This is a genomic window from Paenibacillus tianmuensis, assembly GCF_900100345.1.
Lineage (GTDB): Bacteria > Bacillota > Bacilli > Paenibacillales > NBRC-103111 > Paenibacillus_G > Paenibacillus_G tianmuensis.
Genome location: NZ_FMTT01000006.1, coordinates 65,419 through 81,534, shown reverse-complemented (window position 1 = coordinate 81,534; position 16,116 = coordinate 65,419). Strand labels below are relative to the sequence as shown.

Genomic DNA, 16,116 nt, shown 5'->3' with positions numbered 1-16,116 from the left:
CTATAGTGGGGTAGAGGCAATTAGCCAAACCTGACTTCAAGGAGGACGTTACAGATGAAACAACTGTTTGGAAAACGCTGGGGGAACATGGTACTGTCGATTGGCCTGTGCACGGCTTTTCTGTTCGGCAGCTCGCTCGGGGCTCCGGCCAACAGTGCTTTCGCATATTCCGCATCCCAAGCGCAAAGCATTATTTCCACAGGGGAAAACTACCTGCATACCCCTTACAAGTTCGGTGCGCCGATCGGTACGACCAAAGTATTCGACTGCTCTTCTTTCACGGCGACGATCTTCGGCAAATACGGCGTGAAGCTGCCTCGTTCGTCAGCGGCTCAATCTAAAGCCGGCACCTTTGTGCCAAGAAGCCAATTGCAGCCGGGAGACCTGGTCTTCTTCTACTCTCCGATTCATCATGTTGGGGTTTATATAGGCAACGGGAAAATTATGCACACGTACGGCAAGCCAGGTGTTACGATCTCCGATCTGAACAGCGGCTGGTGGAGCCAGCATTATACGACGGCACGCCGCGTACTCTAATCTCTGGCAAGCGCATGAACAAAAGCCGCTGCTCCCGGGTTTCCGGGAAGCAGCGGCTTTTGCGCATTAGGTCATCTCTGTTCTGCCGGTCCTGGCGGCGACGGCTTCCCGTTCGTTCGAGCGGAGGAACATCCATACCCCGGCCAACAGGACGAAGCCGGCGGCAGCTTGCATCCACGTGACGCTCTCGCCGAGCAGCAGATAGGCCAATATCGTCGCGCCCAGAGGCTCGCCGAGGACGCCCATCGATACGGATTCGGGACGCATATACTTCAGCAGCCAGTTGAACAAATAGTGGCCGAACAGCGTCGGAACGACGGCCAGAAGCAGGAAAATGCCCCATTCTCGCGAGTCGTAGCCAGTAAAAGGCAATCCCGCCGCCACATTATAAACGGCGAGCACCAGCGCGGCAATCACAAAAACGAAGAAACTGAAGACAAAGGCGGGAATGCGTTTCAGCATGCTTTTGGCCAGCAGGATTTGCACGGCCATCGCCGCCGTTCCGAGCAGGGACAGCAGGTCGCCGAGCAGCGCTTCTCCGGTCAGCCCCCAATCGCCCCAACCGATCATAGCCGCGCCCAGAATCGCAACTGCCATGCTGAGCACGGCCAGCAGATTCGTCCGTTGGCCAAGGAACAGGCACGCGCCGATCAGGACGAAGACGGGCTCCAGCGAAAGGATCGCGGTCGAGCTTGCGACCGTCGTCAGCTTGAGCGATTCCATCCAGAACAAGAAATGGAGTCCGAGCGCAAGGCCGGACCAGAACAAGCCCGCCCAGTCGCCTAAGCGCAGCTGTGACACCTCGCGGCGGTACCGCAGCAGCCAAGGCAGCAAAATCGCCGCGGTCAGCAGCAGCCGGTACATCGCAATGACGGAAGACGAAGCATTCGACCAGCGGACAAAAATCGCTGAAAAAGAAATCGCAACGATGCCGATCACCAGCAGAAGCGGCAAAGGAACGGGAAAACGTTTCTCAGTATTCATCAGGCTAATTCTCCATTTCATAACGGTCGGTAAACAGGCACATTGCTCTATTATAGCACCGGATTCGCGACTCTTACAGGGCCGGAATGGAAAAAGCGGACAAAGCGTGAGAACGTCTGCAAAGTTGGACTTTTATTCCCAATTGTGATATGAAAGAATGTAGGCCGGACTTAGGAACGGACGCATCATAATAGGGGGGAATTGGAAACATGTCCCGGCGTTTTGTTATCGAGGCGGTGCTTGTGGCCGTATATGGCGAACTCATGGCGCCAAGCCGCCCGGTGGAATATTTGATTCCGTATTCGACGATATTGGAATTATACGAGATGAAAGACAGCCCTGAGCCGGTCATGCCGGACACGGATGACGACGCTCATGTCAAAGGAAAAATCGTGGAACTCATCGCCTTCTTCGACGACTCGTTCAATAAGAAGAAGCTGGAGCGCGCGCTTGTCGCCCCATGGCGCCCAAGTCCGCCGCTGCCGATCAACGAGAATGTAACGTTCACGGTCATCAATGCCGTGGATAATGCCCAATACGGGGAATCGTTCGATCCGATCGAAACCGAGGTCGTGCTGACCTCCCTGCGGGAGAAAGCGCCAATTTTGACGGACCAGCTTGAATTGATGGAGAAAATCATTCAGGCCGAGGTTCCCGTTCAAGTGTATGACGTGTATGATTTTGAATTCGCCGTCGAAGATGGGATCACTGCAGACGATTTGATGAAGCCGTAGCCAAATGCATGCCGGAATCCCGATCAGGGGATGCCGCCGGCGACAGGTCAACCGGATTTGCCCGGTTGGCTTTTTTTCGTTTTTTTTCGCGCAGGCTGTCACAAACCGACACCTCCGTTCGCCATAAGGGGCAGAGCGGCATACAGCAAAAGCTGAAATTTAAGTCAATCGATGATACAATAGAATTAGGACCATAGCGAGGTTCCCCTTCAGGTTTACGTGCTGTTGCCGCGATGCGCATCACAGCGGGCTGGAAGGGGAGTTTTTTGTGGAAGGAGAACCCTGAATGAAAGGTTATGTTGTGACTGGCGCTTCCAAAGGGTTAGGACTGGCTCTGACTCGCCGCTTGCTCGCTGCCGGGCACCGTGTCATCGGTATTTCACGGACCGCTGTGGATACGGCGGACGCCCGCGACCGTGCGGACGGAGCTGCGGCCCGGAGGAAGGCCGAGCACTACGCATACGATCTGAAACGCGTGGACGGGATCGAAGCACTGATCGAGACTATCGTCCGATCGCTTGAAAAGGAGCCGCTCGACGCCCTTACGCTGATTAATAACGCTGGCATGCTGGAACCGATCATGCCGCTGGATCAAGCCGATAGCCTCACGCTGACGGAGCAGATGAACGTCAATCTGCTGGCCCCGATGCTGCTGATGTCCGCTTTTATCCGGGCGACGAAGGATTGGCCCGCCTCGACGGTCAGAACGATCGTCAATATTTCTTCCGGCGCGGGGAAAAAGCCGTATTCCGGCTGGAGCGGCTACTGCGCCACCAAGGCCGGGCTGGATATGCTGACGCGCTGCGTCGGGCTGGAGCAAGGCGACGGGCCGCAGGCGGTGAAGATCGTCTCGATCGCGCCCGGCGTCGTGGATACGGGCATGCAGGAACTGATCCGCGGGACGGAGCCGGACCGGTTCCCGGAGGTGGAGCGCTTTGTAGGTCTGAAGCAAACGGGCGGACTGTATACGCCGGATGAGGCGGCGGAGCGAATTATAAACGTGGTGGAGGGCGGACGGTTCGCTCAGGGAGAAGTGCTGGATATCCGCCATTTGCCGCAGGCGTAAAGCCATGCTGCGAAAGGGGAAGTTACCTTGTTTGACCCGACGATATTTGACAATTTAAAAGTAGTGCTCGAAGGACATTTGTACGATTTGGATGCGGAGCAAACGATCCGGGTCATCGGCCGGGAGGATTTCATCGATCTGGCCAGCATGAAACGGATATTCAGCATGCGCATCCGACGCGACGAAGGCTGCTGTCAAGCGGAAATCAGCATGACCAGCGTGTTGTCCGACTTTGCCGGGGAACGGTTCCGGCTCGTCGAACCCGGTGAGCGGCCCGGCGCCAAGCTCGCGCTCCGACTGGAGATGCCGCTCAGCCACTCCGAGCACGCGGCGGAGCTCCACCGAGCCATGGCGGACCGATGGGCGGAGGAAGCCCGAATCCGTCACGAAAGGTCGGCGGAATTCGTTCCGGACGACGGCCCAGGACGTTCGGGAGGCGAGGTTTCGGATGAAAACGGCGCTTACCGGATACATATCGAGTTTATCCGTAAAATCGATGAAAGCCATATCGGTGATATGGAAAGCCTGCTTACCCATCTGGTCGACAGCTTGGTCGATGCGGACGAGGTTGGCGAGCGGAAGAGGAGGGGGCGCGACAGCGAATAAAAACAGCCGGAGCTCGGTATACTACAATCTGGATAAGGAGGGAAGATCATGGCGAAAATTGCAGTGGAAAACAGCTTGCAGGATGTAAAGGACGCTCTGCAGCAGAGCGGGCACGAAGTCGTATCCGTCGATAACGCGAATTTGCAAAATTGCGACTGCTGCGTTATTTCTGGACAGGACGAGGACGTACTGGGCATCGCAGAAACCGCAACGAAAGCTTCCGTTATCAATGCTCAAGGCATGACATCCGACCAGATTGTCGAACGAGTGAACCAAAGCTTAAGCTGATTCGCCCCGCTCCGCCAGCCATTCGCGGACATGCCGAAAGGACCGGATTCCATCGAAGCCGGTCTTTTTTGTATCAAATGCCCGGTTTACCGTCCGGACTTTTGACGCTTTGCGATTTCTTGCGTAACGACAAAAGCCAGATCTTCGTTGCCGAACATGGACAGGACGCCGAGCAGCGTATCGTCCGGTACTTCCCCGGCTTCCTCCTTCGGCACGGTGAGCTCCAGCGCTTGCTGTAGCGTGGCGTTCGCTTCCTGCTGCGGGTAGGCGCGCTCATACAACGCGACGGGATCGAGGCCGTTGTTGACGCACCACTGGGCGAACGCGAGAATCATAATATTTTCGTCCCGCTGATAATTGCGGATGACTTGCTCTTCGATTTCTTTGCGGTTCATTGAAAAATCTCCTTCTAAGCGATAAGATGGGTTCATTATATCGAAAGTTTAGGTGGGTTCACAATGATTCTTAACGAAAAAATAAAAGCGTCCGAAGTTCATTTAACCGGGGTCGACGGCGAAGATTTCGGCATCGTCCCTACGGTCGAGGCGCTGAAAATGGCCCGGAAGCTCAAGGTCGACTTGGTGTGCACGTCGCTCATGAGCAGTCCGCCGCCGTGCAAGTTTGTCCACGCCAGCGCGGCGAAACAGGAGGCGCAGCAAGCCCGCAAGCGCGATCGGGCGCCGAAGCTGAAGGAAATTCGTCTGACGCCGCAGATCGAGGAGCACGATTACGAGACGAAGAAGCAGCAGGCGGAGCGGATTTTGAAATCCGGGGACGCTGTCCAATTTGTCGTGCGGATTCAAGGCAAGGAAGGGGTCCAAGCGAGAGCGCTGCTCGAATCGCTACTGAACGATTTGGCCGCGAGCGGTCGCAAGAAGACGGGTATCCAGCTTAGCGGGAAGCAAGCGGCTGTTCAAGTCGATCCATTGACCGATTAGGGCTGCGCATGGTTTATTCGTATTTCGAAGACAAAGCGATCGTATTCGATACCGAGGGCACGTATGCCGACCAGGACGCCAAGCTCAACAATACCGTCACCTATGGTGGGCGCATTCGTTGGGCTCCATCGTGACCGCGCTGATTCAAGCCGGGCTGCGCATCGAATTCGTTCATGAGTTTCCCTTCTGCATGTATGAGAAGTTTCCGGGGCTGATGGAGAAGGGCGAGGACGGCTGGTGGAGAATGAAGGGGAAGGAATTTATCCCGATGTTGTTCTCGATCCGGGCGACCAAACCGGCAGAAGCTTGAACGGCTGTAACTGCATGGTGCGAGGAAGTTGATGCGTATAGAACATAAAGCATTGTATATGAATCGCTCAGGCACTATTGTCCCGAGCTGCCGCTGCGCGAAGTCGAGGCAACGGAAACAGTTATCTTCCAAGGTAACTGTTTTTTGTTTTTTCATCCGCGAAAAAAATAGGCTTGCAAAAACTAATACCATTAGTTAATATAAAACTAATAGTATTAGTTAATTAACTAAGGGGCGATATGACGATGCAAATTAAACAAGAACTGACTGTCTATCAACTGACGTTTATGCCGCGGATTTTCCCGGTAAATTGTTACTTTGTCGAAGAGGACGACGGCTTGACCTTGATCGATGCTGCTCTGCCGTATAGTGCCAAGGGAATTCTTCAAGCGGCACAAACCATCGGGAAGCCGATTACGCGGATTGTCTTGACCCACGCGCACGACGATCATATCGGCGCGCTTGATAAGCTGAAGCAAGCGCTGCCCGGCGTTCCGGTGCATATTTCCGCCCGGGATGCGCGGCTGCTGGCGGGTGACGTCACGTTGGACCCGGACGAACCGGATACTCCGGTCCGTGGCGGCGTGCCGAAGAACGTGCGGACGTGTGCCGACGTGCTGCCTCAGGACGGCGACCGGATCGGTTCGCTGTTGGCTTTGGCGGCCCCGGGACATACGCCTGGCTCGATGGCCTTTCTGGACACCCGTAACCGGGCACTGATCGCAGGCGACGCGTTCCAGACGAGAGGCGGCATCGCTGTATCGGGTCAAGTCCGGCCCTGGTTTCCATACCCGGCGATGGCAACCTGGAGCAAGGAGCTTGCGCTGGAGAGCGCCCGCAAGCTTCGGGCGCATCAGCCTTCGTTGCTGGCCGTAGGGCACGGGAGCATGCTCGGCCGTCCCGGAGAAGCGATCGACCGCGCCATTGCTGATGCCGAGCGCAGACTGCCCGTCGTTGCGAAAAGGAGTGTGTAAACGATGTCGCCAAGAATCGGTCTCGATCTGCCTACGATCCTGCAAGCCGCGGTTGAAATCGCCGATACCCGCGGTTTGGAGGAAGTCACGCTGGCTTCGCTCGCACAGAAGCTGGCCGTTCGGTCTCCTTCCCTTTATAACCATGTGAACGGATTAAGCGGGCTGCGAAGCAAGCTGGCCGTTCACGGTCTGGAGCAGCTTCTGCACGTCATGACGCAAGCCGTTGTCGACCGCTCGGGAGACGATGCGGTACGCGAATTGGGCAAAGCCTACGTGGCATTTGCCCGCGCGCATCCGGGCTTGTACGATGCGACGCTCCGCGCTCCCGACCCGCAGGACGAGGAAGTGCGGCGCTTGGCCGGCGAAACGGTTGATCTCGTGGTCCGCGCATTGCAGGCGTACGAGCTGAAGGACGATGCGGCGCTGCATGCCGTACGCGGATTGCGCAGCCTCCTGCACGGTTTCTCATCGCTTGAGCAGCGCGGAGGATTCGGGCTGCCGCTCGATCTCGACGTCAGCTTCCGGCTGCTGCTCGACACCTTTCTCGCGGGTCTGCACGAGATGAAGCGAAGGGCGAAGGAGGAGACAAAGCCGAGTTGATCCGTGCTCGGCTTGTGGCAGGTCCCCACGGTCAGTGTCGTGCTGTATTTCCGCTCGGTCACGGCGGCGGAACGAAGCTGTCGAGGGTGGGCTGTTGCGGCAGGCGGTATGTAACGGATGTGATGGGAACCCTCCTTTTTTGTTTCCAATAACTTGAATTTCCGCTATAATCACATTCATAGGCATTTTGAAAGATAAGGTCGATAGAAAAAGGAGCTGATCGGATGATTGCAACTTTCATTTACACGATAACAGGCCTGTTGATTAACCAAATTATGTAATCTAAACAACCCTCTGGGGGTTATGTGTCTGCACAATATATTGAATCTTTATAAGCCATTCAGCAGGCAGCAGATGAAGAGCGAATAAACGTGTAAATCGGACAAAGGAGAGTTCCACATGCCGAGATATGGATGCAGAAACGGAGTCAAACAGCCATTTCAGCAGAACGTACACCATCAATGCTGCAAATAACTGACCATAAACGGCGTTCTCTGTTGTCCCAAACAACGTAGGAATGTTTAAATGCTGCTTAATCCAACGGAAGAATACCTCTATCTGCCAGCGAGCTTTGTACATCTGCGCGATTTGCTCGGCAGTGACCTGCATTAGGTCTGTGGCGACTCGGATTTCTCGACCTTCAAAGTCCCGAAAGATCACAACACGATGGCGATGTTTAGATCGACATTGGGCTGTTCCAAGTTGACACGTGATATCACGGATAATTGGCGAATCTTCCTCGATTTGGCGACGCAAAGCACGCGGTTTTTCAAGGTGAACATTATCTCTTAACCGAACGACGAATGACTGTCCGTTTTCTTTATAGCCATCCAAACGTTCGAGTTTTCCGTAAGCTCTGTCCATGACCATAATGTAGTCCGTATGAGCCAAGCTCTCGCTCATCGGTCCGTCATGCTTAGAGCCAATGCTCTCGATTGCCTTCAGTGGCTGAAGATTTTCTGCCTGCAAGGCCACATGTAATTTTACGCCTGCTCGTTCCCCATGATAAGGTGCCCAAGGCAGACGGGTTTTGCCAACGGTCATTGTTGTGGAATCAATAAGAAGCAATTCTTTAGGGAAAGCCAATTTTCGACGCGTCTTACGACTACATTTTTGGACAAGCAGATGAAAAAGCTCTTTGAAAACAGCGAAAGGTACCTCTGCTGCTTGCTCGAAAAGCTAGAATAGTGAACCTGAATTAAGCCGTAGGAATGAGCACAGTCAGCCCCTGCCCGGTAACCCTCCCATTGTTGATGAGCAGCCGTGCACCAATATTGTAACAAGTCGTATACCGTAAACTTGCGGGCTTTGTCTTCATAACCTATCATTTGCACAATTGATTTGACTTCTTCAGCACTCAGAATGGATTGAAGAACGGATGGGATGGTGATACAATTTTTCATGAGATCGCCTCTTTCTTGAATCGGTTTGCTGGTACAAACGATTCTACAGCAAAGGCGATCTTTTTTCTACCATTTAGTGGTTAATCAACAGGCCTGACACGATAACCAAATTTCTTTCCATGGATTTAAACGGGACGGTTCTTCCCTTGTTAGCGGTCGTTTTCGTCTTCATTGCCTTGTGTTATTTTATCGATAAAAGTATCCGCAGACAGTCCCGATAAAAGCGCATCATTCATCGAGTCGTACTTGTTGGATATCCGGATCGGGAGTATAATAGATTCTTTAGTCATTCCGATTATATAGAAATAGAGAGGGAGAGAGAAACGTGAATGCTGGGATCGGTTATGGGCTGCTGGCTTACCTTGCCTGGGGCCTTTTGCCGTTGTTTTGGAAAACCTTTAATTCCGTATCGTCGGGAGAAATCTTAGGTCACCGCGTTGTGTGGTCCTTCGTATTCGTTGCGCTGCTGCTGTTGATCGGCGGCCGTTGGAAGGCGCTCAAGAGTGCTTTTTCCGAGCGCAAAAATGTTTTGCCGATGGTGGGGTGCTCCCTGCTGATCAGCCTCAACTGGCTTATCTTCATCTGGGCCGTCAACCATGATCGCGTTGTCGAAACGAGCCTGGGCTATTACATCAACCCGCTGATCAGCGTGCTGCTTGGGGTCTGTTTCTTGGGCGAAAGGCTTCGCGCGGTACAATGGATGGCGATGGCGCTTGCTACGGCCGGGGTAGCCGTTCTGACTCTTAGCTACGGATCGGTTCCTTGGGTATCGTTGGTTCTGGCGCTGAGCTTCGGAGTGTACGGGCTCGTCAAAAAGAAAATGCAACTCGATCCCATGGTTAGCCTCGGCGGAGAAACGATCGTCGTGTTGCCTGTGGCCGCCGTTTATTTGCTAGTTGTTGGGATGACAGGCCAATCGACGACATCGTCGTTAAGCGCGGGCTACCAGCTGCTGCTGGCACTGTCGGGGGTAGCGACGGCGATGCCGCTGCTGTGGTTTGCCCAAGCGGCTCAAAGGCTGTCGCTGACGACCGTCGGGTTCTTGCAATATTTGGCTCCGACCATCAGCCTCATTCTGGGTGTCGCTTTATACGACGAGCCGTTTACGACCGTGCACCTGATCGGCTTTTGTCTGATCTGGAGCGCGCTGTTGCTGTTCACGCTGAGCTCGCTGAAAGGTAGGCTCGCGATGCGTGCGACGGGCACCGGAGTGCAGAAGGGATGAGCTTCATGGAAGCCGGTTCGACCGTTTGGTTCGGCCGGCTTTTTGTTATTCCTGACCGCTTGAGGCTTACAAAGGAGTAAATATTTGTTAAGATAAAGTTGATCCGAAGCGAAGGGGTGACAAGCTATGGAAAGACGTCAGTTAGGAAATACGGATATGCAGGTCAGTATGCTTGGATTCGGCGGAGCGGAGATCGGGTTTGAAGCCGCTTCCGTATCAACTGTGGAGCGGTTGCTCGATTCGGCGCTGGATGCGGGGTTGAATATTATTGATACGGCGGAATGTTATAAAGGGAGCGAGGAACTGATCGGACAAGCGGTCAGTCACCGCCGGAAGGACTATTATCTGTTCACGAAATGCGGACATGCCTCCGGCTTTGCCATTCCGGACTGGGACCCGGATCTGCTTGTTCAAAGCATCGACCGCAGCTTGAAGCGGCTGAAGACGGATTATATCGACTTGATACAGCTTCACAGCTGCTCGGAACAATTATTGAAGCAAGGGGATGTTATTGAGGTGCTTCAGCGGGCGCGCGAGGCGGGAAAAGCGCGCTACATCGGCTACAGCGGCGACCGTGAGGCGGCGATGTATGCGATTCGTTGCGGGGCGTTCGATACGCTGCAGACGTCGGTCAATATTGCGGATCAGGAAGCCATAGAGCTTACGATACCGGAAGCCGTCCAGCGGGGAATGGGCGTCATTGCCAAGAGACCGCTCGCAAAGGTGGCCTGGCGGACCGGCGAGAAGCCCGTTTCGGCTTATTATGGGCCGTATTGGGAGCGGTTACAGCAGCTTCGTTACGATTTTTTGCACGTAGACTTGGAGCATTCGGTCGAAATCGCTCTGCGGTTCACCCTGAGCATTCCCGGCGTGAGCACAGCTATTGTCGGCACGGCGAAACCGGACCGCTGGGTGCGGAACGCGGAGCTGGCGAGGAAAGGCGTCCTGCCGGAAGCGCAGCTGCAATCGATTCGCAGCCGTTGGCTCGAAACCGCGTCCGGACAGGACTGGAGAGGGCAAAGGTAATACGTCAGGCGTCAAGCGCCCGCTCCGAGCGGGCTTGCCTGAGGCCAATGATGACGATCACTGCGGCGCAGGCGGCGGCGACCCAGCCGTTGAACATAAAGACGTTTCGCATGCCGTACGCCTCGCTTGCATAACCGCCCAAAAAGCTGCCGATGATCCGGGCAAGGCCGAGATTCAGCAGTCCGTTCAGCGTCTGGCCGCTTGCCTTGAGCTCCTTCGGCACTTCCTGGTTGATATACATCGCCATCGTGACAGTCAGCACGATAAAGATAAGCCCGTGAAGCAACTGCGTGGGGAGCACCCAATACGGGTTGTCCGTGAACGAGAAGATGAACCAGCGGGCCATGGCCGCCAGACTCGATAAAAGCAAAATATGCGTCATACGAACGCGCTTCATAATCTTGGAGGCAAACAGCAGAAACGGGATTTCGCTCAGGGACGATATGACCATTGACCAGCCGAGCAGCACGCTGTCGCCGCCCATTTCTTTGTAGTACACCGGGAAAAACGTATAATAATACCCCATCGTAATTTGCAGCACCAGATTAATTGCCAGATAGGTGACGAGCTTGCGGTTTTTGAACAGCGCCCATACCTGCATTTTGTTGCCGGCCGACTGGTATCCCGATACCTTGGGGAACTTGGCCAGCAGTAGCAGCGACACCAGCATGACCAAGGCGTACGCGTAAAACAAATAGCCGATATGATCTTTGGCGATCCAACCGAAAGTAATGGACATGACCGCGAAGCCGATCGTGCCGCCGAGTCGGATCGGGCCGAACGACCACCGCTTGTGCTTCTCCAATTCTTCCAGTGTGATGGCGTCGCTCAAGGCGAAGATCGACGTTTGGAAAAACGTAAACAAGCATACGACGACAAGCAAATACAAGAACGCTTCGGAGAAGGGGAAGAGCAGAATCATCGCCCCGCTGCCGACGATCAGCCAGCCGAGGACGGCGTTTTTCGTTTTGGCCTGGTCCCCGACGGCGCCCCATAGCGGTTGAGCGAGCACGGCGACGAACGGACCGACGCTGAGCAGCGCCCCGATCTGGTCGACTGAAAATAAACGGGAATGTATGTCCCGTAAATGGCATTGCTCGGTGGATTGACAATGAAAATCGGGCCTGCAACGATGCGCAGCCAAGCGTATGAACTCGGTACACGGGCTCGTACGCTTTTTTTGTTGCCGCTCGGTTGCCGGGACGACGTTTAAGGAGTAAGCTCCGGTCTCCAATCCCGGACGCCGTTGTCTTCGAGAATGCCGAGCGTAACGTCGGTAATGTCCGGATCGTTCAGCAGCGTCGCTTTCAAACGGAACTTAATATCGTCGGCATCCGCCAGCGTCAAGCCGACGCGAAGCTCTACATAGCCGTCGACGTGATACGTCCGGCCTTCCTGCAGGATGCGGAGTCGGTTAATGTCCCGGACATCCGGGTCGGCCAGCAGCAGACCGGCGACCCGGTCCTCCACGGCTTTCGGCGCGGCTACGCCGATCAGACCTACCATATTGTCATAGCCGACCTTGAACGCCACACCGACCATGAGAAATCCGATCAGGATCGTGGCTATTCCGTCCAGCATTTTGAAATCCGACAGCTGCGTGACGATGACCGCAATCAAGGCGAGAGCCGCGCCCAACGTCGCAACGATATCTTCATAGAAGACCAGCCGGGTAGGAGGGGCGGAACGCCCGACATTCCGAAATGCGGCCGGGATGATCGCAAGTCCTTTGGCTTCCGTGCGCGCTTCGCGGACAATTTCTTTCATTGCCTTCCACAGGATGGCGATCAGCAGGATGACAAAGTTCAGCCAGAAATTCGAAGCTTCCGAGGGGTGGGCCAGCAGATGAAAGCCTTCCAGAATTGTCTCGTAAGCCATGAAGGAAACGACCATAACCGCGACCATACAGAACAGATTGATTACACGGCCGAAGCCGGTGGGAAACCGTCGGGTTGGCTGTTTTTCCGCGAGCACGCTTCCGGCAAAAACAAACCCCTGGTTGATCGCATCCGCTACCGAGTGCATGGCCGACGCGAACATGGCGCCGCTTCCGCTAAGCGCTGCGGCGACTCCCTTGGCAGCCGCAACCGCTGTATTTCCAAGCGCCGCCATTAAGGAAGAAGTATTTCCTTTTTTAAGTAAAGCCCATAATCCCATTGTTTACTCTCCTCATCGTTTTCGAGTTTGATACTTTACTGCCGGCTGCGGCTTAGTCGTTCCTGATGTAACCCGTTTGTTTCAGCGGCAGAAGCGTCAGGATGAACTTTCGCATTACAAGTTCTTATGAGAATGCCGTAGGAAGCTCAATCTTAGCGAGATGAGCTTTTTGACATTCTCACTACAAAGTCCTATGATTAGTTCAAATGAACTTGTTATTGTGAAGGGGCTCGCTTATGGAAACCTTTTATTTGACGCGAAAACAGATGGCCAGCTTGTTGATGTCTCTTGCAGGGAAGACGGATCGGACGCCGCTCGCTACGCTGCAGGAGGCCTGGGCCAAATCGCATCGGTCGGACATGGAGCACGGCAAGACGCTGGGGGCGTTCGTATCCACCTCGCTGCCGCCGATCTTCGAGAAGCTGATCAAGACGAAAACCACGAGCGAAGGTTTCTCGTTGACCGATATCGTTGCGCTCGGCAATCAGATCGAATACGCGCAGTATTCGGTCACTTCGGTGCAAAATTGGGTGAAGCGGGACTTCAAGTCGCTCATTCCTTCACCGAGGCTGGGGAAAAAATATTCGATCGACCAAACCGCCATCCTGTTCATTATCGACGATTTGAAGGCGACGCTCGATTTCGAGTCGATCCGCAAGCTGCTGACGCTCGTCTTCAGCCACCCGGACGACGATGACGACGATATCGTTTCCCCGCTACGGCTGTACGCTGCGTACTCCTCGATCTTTGAAGAGCTGGACCAAAACAACGACCAAGTGCTGGACCTGTCCGGGCACGACAGCGGCCTGCGCAACCATGACCATATGCTGGAGCATTTAATCAAGCAAAAGGCTGACGAATATGCCGAGGCGGTGGAGGGATTGAGCGATGGGCAGAAGAAGCTGCTGAGCCATACGATTTTTATCGCTATGGTGTCGGTGCAGACCTCGTATTTTCAATCTCTCGCCAAACGTTATTTGAACGCAACGCTGTTTTTGCAAGATTTGGTGTAGTTAAGTAAGCTCGAAATATTCATGCTAATCAAAATAGCTCCTGTACTATCAACCCTGAACTCGTTCACCGAATAGCCAGACAACCAATGCTGGATGAGATGAAGCAAACTATGAAAGGCGGCTGAGCAATAAGTTCTTGCACCACGGACTTCCATGTTCGTGGTGCTTTTCTATCGTTTCTTGGCATTTAAGAAGAAGCTACTCTTGTAAGCGCGAAATTGATATAATGGGATTATTTACAATAAGTGACGATGGAGTTCATACAGTACCCTTTGGTCTTGATGGGTTTATCGATGGGCCTCGTGGTGAAGAGCTTGACGTCCCAGCCAGGCCGCAGAATTTGCATGTACGAAAATAATAAATGAAAAGGGTGGACGCAATGAAATCCGATTTTCGGGAAGTAAAATTGTCAGAATTAAGCGATATTCAAGTTGATTATTTTATCGGGCCGTCAAAGACCGTGGAATATCGCGATATTATAATGATAAAATACTCGGGCGAGTACGGCTTCGGCTCTCAGGGGAACAGCGATGCGGTATATATGAAAGCGATGGGCCTGGCGGCACTTGAAGCCTGGAAAGCGGATGCCATTATTCTGGACTGGTCCGATCTGAAGTACGAATGGGGAGATATGCTGGAGCTGGCGCTGGATATCGATACCGGCTGCTGCGGGCCGGCCCTGCCTATGGCTGTCATCGTAGGCCCGCCTTGTGAGGAGGCCGTCAGGACGCTGCTGCTTGGAATCAACAGCAATAAAGGGCTGGAAACGATTGAATGGGTGTTCAAGCATAAAGACGAGGCGATGGATTATATCGAAAAACAATTGCAGAAAGCAAAGTCCTAGAAAATGAATATGTGGAACAAACTGTTTGAGTTCGGGGAGACGCCGCCGATTCGGTTAATCATGGTTCTGTTTTATACGGGCTGGATTCCGATAGCCTATCAAGCCGCCCTATTCGGAGAAGAAATCTATAGGACGAATACCTATATGGCAACGTTAAAGAAGGGTACTTTTTCACGGCCAAGGCGGTAAATGATCTTCCGAAGGGAGTCTTGTACGGCGTTGTCGCTTTTGTGATATCCGTTGTGATTTGGAAGATTTTTTGCGAGATTTTGCTGATCGTTTTGCGGTTTTTTGAATCGAGAAAATGAACAAAGCGCTCGTAAAGAAACGAATGGGTTGCATGAATAAAATGATGCGGTTCAATGCTACTTGAGAGAAGATCAAGGCTTGAGTCTCTCATCTGACGGCAAGGTGCTCTGGAAAGATGAAAAGCCCCGGAAAGGGGCTTTTGTATGCTTCATGCGACAGCCGGAGATTAATAGTTATGCACATTCTTGGACCATTCGGCGTATCCTTTGGAGGATTTTTCTCTTGCGCTTTTGGCGGAATTGTCGGCTTTTCCATTGTTATTTAAATATTCGTTATAATCGCTTGCTTTTTTGTCCCGAATGTATTTATCGAGATAATCCAATGCAAGCTGATAATGCCGGGCGCTCTCTTGGTAATCGGTTAGGATAGACCTAATCTGGCTCGAATCGATACCATGCTTAATGAAATCGTCATAGACGCTATCCGTTGTTTCCTTAGTTAGATTTGTTAGCGTTTCATTAGCTTTGTAGTAGCTCGTCTTGGCATTGGTAATTAAGGAGGAGGCCTCCGCTTTCCCTGCATTCATGGTATCGGCAGTCAACCGGATGGTAGTGCGGGCGGAATCCAACGATTCGCCGAGTGTCTGCAATTTCAAGTACAGCTCGGCGGCAGCGGCATATTGCTTAAGCTTCTTTACATCGCTTTGCTGCTTCGTGACCTCGGATTTGTCCGCTGTTGCAGGAGGCTCGGGGAGCTTGACATCCACCTGATAAGCGTCGCCGTCCCATGTTACGGAAGCCTCAAGCTGCCGCAGCAAAGAAATCGGCACGAGCGTGTTGCCGTCATAGATCATGGCAGGCACTTCGCCCGTTTCGAGCGGCTTCCCGTTCGACGTTACTTTCACGATCGGATTTCCTTTGTAATCCCCGTTCAATCCGGAGGCGCTTACGGCTCCGGCCATCAGGATCAGGGTGGCGGACAAGACCGCAATCTTCTTCTTCATGGTTTTCCCTCACTTATTCCCCATCGGCTGGGGGATTGGCTAATAACTGGATAACAATCTAATTATCTATATTTTCAGCGGTTTTGTCCAATGACGGGTTGCAGACAGACGTGATAGAGCAGAGGCATTCCGTAATGGTTGACATACATATAAACGCTA

Annotated in this window: 20 protein-coding genes; 14 read left to right on the top strand and 6 right to left on the bottom strand. The window is 53.4% G+C overall.

Going from position 1 to position 16,116, the window contains the following annotated elements:
* The first annotated feature begins 54 nt into the window (after positions 1–54).
* The gene (locus BLO51_RS06130; RefSeq protein ID WP_090668402.1) at positions 55–537 is read left to right on the top strand and encodes a C40 family peptidase; all 483 of its coding nucleotides are present in this window, start codon (positions 55–57) and stop codon (positions 535–537) included.
* 66 nt (positions 538–603) lie between these two features.
* Here the strand turns inward: BLO51_RS06130 and BLO51_RS06125 are convergent, their stop codons facing one another.
* Positions 604–1,521, bottom strand: coding sequence for a DMT family transporter (locus tag BLO51_RS06125; RefSeq protein ID WP_090668399.1), 918 nt, complete (start codon positions 1,519–1,521; stop codon positions 604–606).
* A gap of 209 nt (positions 1,522–1,730) precedes the next feature.
* On the opposite strand from BLO51_RS06125, the gene BLO51_RS06120 reads away from it, so the two are divergent.
* The 4 genes from BLO51_RS06120 to BLO51_RS06105 all read left to right on the top strand — a co-directional run bounded on the left by BLO51_RS06120 (position 1,731) and on the right by BLO51_RS06105 (position 4,215).
* Positions 1,731–2,255: an ADP-heptose synthase gene (locus BLO51_RS06120; RefSeq protein WP_090668396.1), complete on the top strand. Its 525-nt coding sequence runs from the start codon at positions 1,731–1,733 to the stop codon at positions 2,253–2,255.
* Positions 2,256–2,541: 286 nt separating this feature from the next.
* On the top strand, positions 2,542–3,321 hold the full coding sequence (locus BLO51_RS06115; protein ID WP_090668391.1) for a (S)-benzoin forming benzil reductase: 780 nt from the start codon (positions 2,542–2,544) through the stop codon (positions 3,319–3,321).
* A gap of 27 nt (positions 3,322–3,348) precedes the next feature.
* Positions 3,349–3,927, top strand: a complete 579-nt coding sequence (locus BLO51_RS06110) for a hypothetical protein (RefSeq protein WP_090668388.1) — start codon at positions 3,349–3,351, stop codon at positions 3,925–3,927.
* Positions 3,928–3,975: 48 nt separating this feature from the next.
* The gene (locus BLO51_RS06105; protein ID WP_090668385.1) at positions 3,976–4,215 is read left to right on the top strand and encodes a YkuS family protein; all 240 of its coding nucleotides are present in this window, start codon (positions 3,976–3,978) and stop codon (positions 4,213–4,215) included.
* 86 nt (positions 4,216–4,301) lie between these two features.
* On the opposite strand, the gene BLO51_RS06100 is transcribed toward BLO51_RS06105, so the two are convergent.
* Positions 4,302–4,610: a hypothetical protein gene (locus BLO51_RS06100; protein WP_090668382.1), complete on the bottom strand. Its 309-nt coding sequence runs from the start codon at positions 4,608–4,610 to the stop codon at positions 4,302–4,304.
* A gap of 63 nt (positions 4,611–4,673) precedes the next feature.
* Between BLO51_RS06100 and infC the strand changes: the two genes are divergently transcribed.
* The 5 genes from infC to BLO51_RS06080 all read left to right on the top strand — a co-directional run bounded on the left by infC (position 4,674) and on the right by BLO51_RS06080 (position 7,037).
* On the top strand, positions 4,674–5,153 hold the full coding sequence (gene infC / locus BLO51_RS06095) for a translation initiation factor IF-3 (RefSeq protein ID WP_090668379.1): 480 nt from the start codon (positions 4,674–4,676) through the stop codon (positions 5,151–5,153).
* 8 nt (positions 5,154–5,161) lie between these two features.
* Positions 5,162–5,287, top strand: coding sequence for a hypothetical protein (locus BLO51_RS30735; RefSeq protein ID WP_281180329.1), 126 nt, complete (start codon positions 5,162–5,164; stop codon positions 5,285–5,287).
* Positions 5,272–5,463 (top strand): hypothetical protein, encoded by a 192-nt coding sequence (locus BLO51_RS06090; protein ID WP_090668376.1) that lies wholly within the window; start codon positions 5,272–5,274, stop codon positions 5,461–5,463. Before BLO51_RS30735 ends, BLO51_RS06090 begins: the two co-directional genes overlap by 16 nt.
* Positions 5,464–5,708: 245 nt before the next feature.
* Positions 5,709–6,437, top strand: a complete 729-nt coding sequence (locus BLO51_RS06085; protein ID WP_090668372.1) for an MBL fold metallo-hydrolase — start codon at positions 5,709–5,711, stop codon at positions 6,435–6,437.
* A gap of 3 nt (positions 6,438–6,440) precedes the next feature.
* Entirely contained in the window at positions 6,441–7,037 is a 597-nt protein-coding gene (locus tag BLO51_RS06080) for a TetR/AcrR family transcriptional regulator (RefSeq protein ID WP_090668368.1), read from the top strand.
* A 282-nt stretch (positions 7,038–7,319) separates the two neighbouring features.
* Here BLO51_RS06080 and BLO51_RS06075 read toward each other — a convergent pair whose 3' ends face one another.
* On the bottom strand, positions 7,320–8,162 hold the full coding sequence (locus BLO51_RS06075) for an IS4 family transposase (RefSeq protein ID WP_245719553.1): 843 nt from the start codon (positions 8,160–8,162) through the stop codon (positions 7,320–7,322).
* A gap of 603 nt (positions 8,163–8,765) precedes the next feature.
* Between BLO51_RS06075 and rarD the strand changes: the two genes are divergently transcribed.
* Positions 8,766–9,665 carry an EamA family transporter RarD gene (gene rarD, locus BLO51_RS06070; RefSeq protein ID WP_090668365.1) on the top strand — a complete coding sequence of 300 codons (900 nt, stop codon included), beginning with the start codon at positions 8,766–8,768 and terminating at the stop codon, positions 9,663–9,665.
* 126 nt (positions 9,666–9,791) lie between these two features.
* Complete coding sequence (locus BLO51_RS06065) at positions 9,792–10,691, top strand: aldo/keto reductase (RefSeq protein ID WP_090668362.1); 900 nt, start codon at positions 9,792–9,794, stop codon at positions 10,689–10,691.
* 4 nt (positions 10,692–10,695) lie between these two features.
* Here BLO51_RS06065 and BLO51_RS06060 read toward each other — a convergent pair whose 3' ends face one another.
* Together BLO51_RS06060 and BLO51_RS06055 are read right to left on the bottom strand one after the other, a co-directional pair.
* Positions 10,696–11,925 carry an MFS transporter gene (locus BLO51_RS06060; RefSeq protein ID WP_245719543.1) on the bottom strand — a complete coding sequence of 410 codons (1,230 nt, stop codon included), beginning with the start codon at positions 11,923–11,925 and terminating at the stop codon, positions 10,696–10,698.
* Positions 11,901–12,848, bottom strand: a complete 948-nt coding sequence (locus BLO51_RS06055) for a cation diffusion facilitator family transporter (RefSeq protein WP_090668359.1) — start codon at positions 12,846–12,848, stop codon at positions 11,901–11,903. Before BLO51_RS06055 ends, BLO51_RS06060 begins: the two co-directional genes overlap by 25 nt.
* Before the next feature lie 236 nt (positions 12,849–13,084).
* On the opposite strand from BLO51_RS06055, the gene BLO51_RS06050 reads away from it, so the two are divergent.
* Both BLO51_RS06050 and BLO51_RS06045 read left to right on the top strand, forming a co-directional pair.
* Complete coding sequence (locus tag BLO51_RS06050; RefSeq protein WP_090668356.1) at positions 13,085–13,861, top strand: DUF1836 domain-containing protein; 777 nt, start codon at positions 13,085–13,087, stop codon at positions 13,859–13,861.
* A 481-nt stretch (positions 13,862–14,342) separates the two neighbouring features.
* Positions 14,343–14,705, top strand: coding sequence for a hypothetical protein (locus tag BLO51_RS06045; protein ID WP_245719542.1), 363 nt, complete (start codon positions 14,343–14,345; stop codon positions 14,703–14,705).
* A gap of 475 nt (positions 14,706–15,180) precedes the next feature.
* On the opposite strand, the gene BLO51_RS06035 is transcribed toward BLO51_RS06045, so the two are convergent.
* The gene (locus BLO51_RS06035; protein ID WP_090668349.1) at positions 15,181–15,957 is read right to left on the bottom strand and encodes a stalk domain-containing protein; all 777 of its coding nucleotides are present in this window, start codon (positions 15,955–15,957) and stop codon (positions 15,181–15,183) included.
* Between the last annotated feature and the right edge of the window lie 159 nt (positions 15,958–16,116).

Excerpts from the sequence above, each read along its gene's own strand:
- BLO51_RS06100 (WP_090668382.1), bottom strand. The coding sequence starts at position 4,610 with ATGAACCGCAAAGAAATCGAAGAGCAAGTCATCCGCAATTATCAGCGG.
- BLO51_RS06045 (WP_245719542.1), top strand. The coding sequence starts at position 14,343 with ATGATAAAATACTCGGGCGAGTACGGCTTCGGCTCTCAGGGGAACAGC.
- BLO51_RS06065 (WP_090668362.1), top strand. The coding sequence starts at position 9,792 with ATGGAAAGACGTCAGTTAGGAAATACGGATATGCAGGTCAGTATGCTT.
- BLO51_RS06125 (WP_090668399.1), bottom strand. The coding sequence starts at position 1,521 with ATGAATACTGAGAAACGTTTTCCCGTTCCTTTGCCGCTTCTGCTGGTG.
- BLO51_RS06055 (WP_090668359.1), bottom strand. The coding sequence starts at position 12,848 with ATGGGATTATGGGCTTTACTTAAAAAAGGAAATACTTCTTCCTTAATG.
- BLO51_RS06035 (WP_090668349.1), bottom strand. The coding sequence starts at position 15,957 with ATGAAGAAGAAGATTGCGGTCTTGTCCGCCACCCTGATCCTGATGGCC.
- BLO51_RS06050 (WP_090668356.1), top strand. The coding sequence starts at position 13,085 with ATGGAAACCTTTTATTTGACGCGAAAACAGATGGCCAGCTTGTTGATG.
- infC (WP_090668379.1), top strand. The coding sequence starts at position 4,674 with ATGATTCTTAACGAAAAAATAAAAGCGTCCGAAGTTCATTTAACCGGG.
- BLO51_RS06080 (WP_090668368.1), top strand. The coding sequence starts at position 6,441 with ATGTCGCCAAGAATCGGTCTCGATCTGCCTACGATCCTGCAAGCCGCG.
- BLO51_RS06085 (WP_090668372.1), top strand. The coding sequence starts at position 5,709 with ATGCAAATTAAACAAGAACTGACTGTCTATCAACTGACGTTTATGCCG.
- BLO51_RS30735 (WP_281180329.1), top strand. The coding sequence starts at position 5,162 with ATGGTTTATTCGTATTTCGAAGACAAAGCGATCGTATTCGATACCGAG.
- BLO51_RS06130 (WP_090668402.1), top strand. The coding sequence starts at position 55 with ATGAAACAACTGTTTGGAAAACGCTGGGGGAACATGGTACTGTCGATT.
- BLO51_RS06105 (WP_090668385.1), top strand. The coding sequence starts at position 3,976 with ATGGCGAAAATTGCAGTGGAAAACAGCTTGCAGGATGTAAAGGACGCT.
- BLO51_RS06120 (WP_090668396.1), top strand. The coding sequence starts at position 1,731 with ATGTCCCGGCGTTTTGTTATCGAGGCGGTGCTTGTGGCCGTATATGGC.
- BLO51_RS06115 (WP_090668391.1), top strand. The coding sequence starts at position 2,542 with ATGAAAGGTTATGTTGTGACTGGCGCTTCCAAAGGGTTAGGACTGGCT.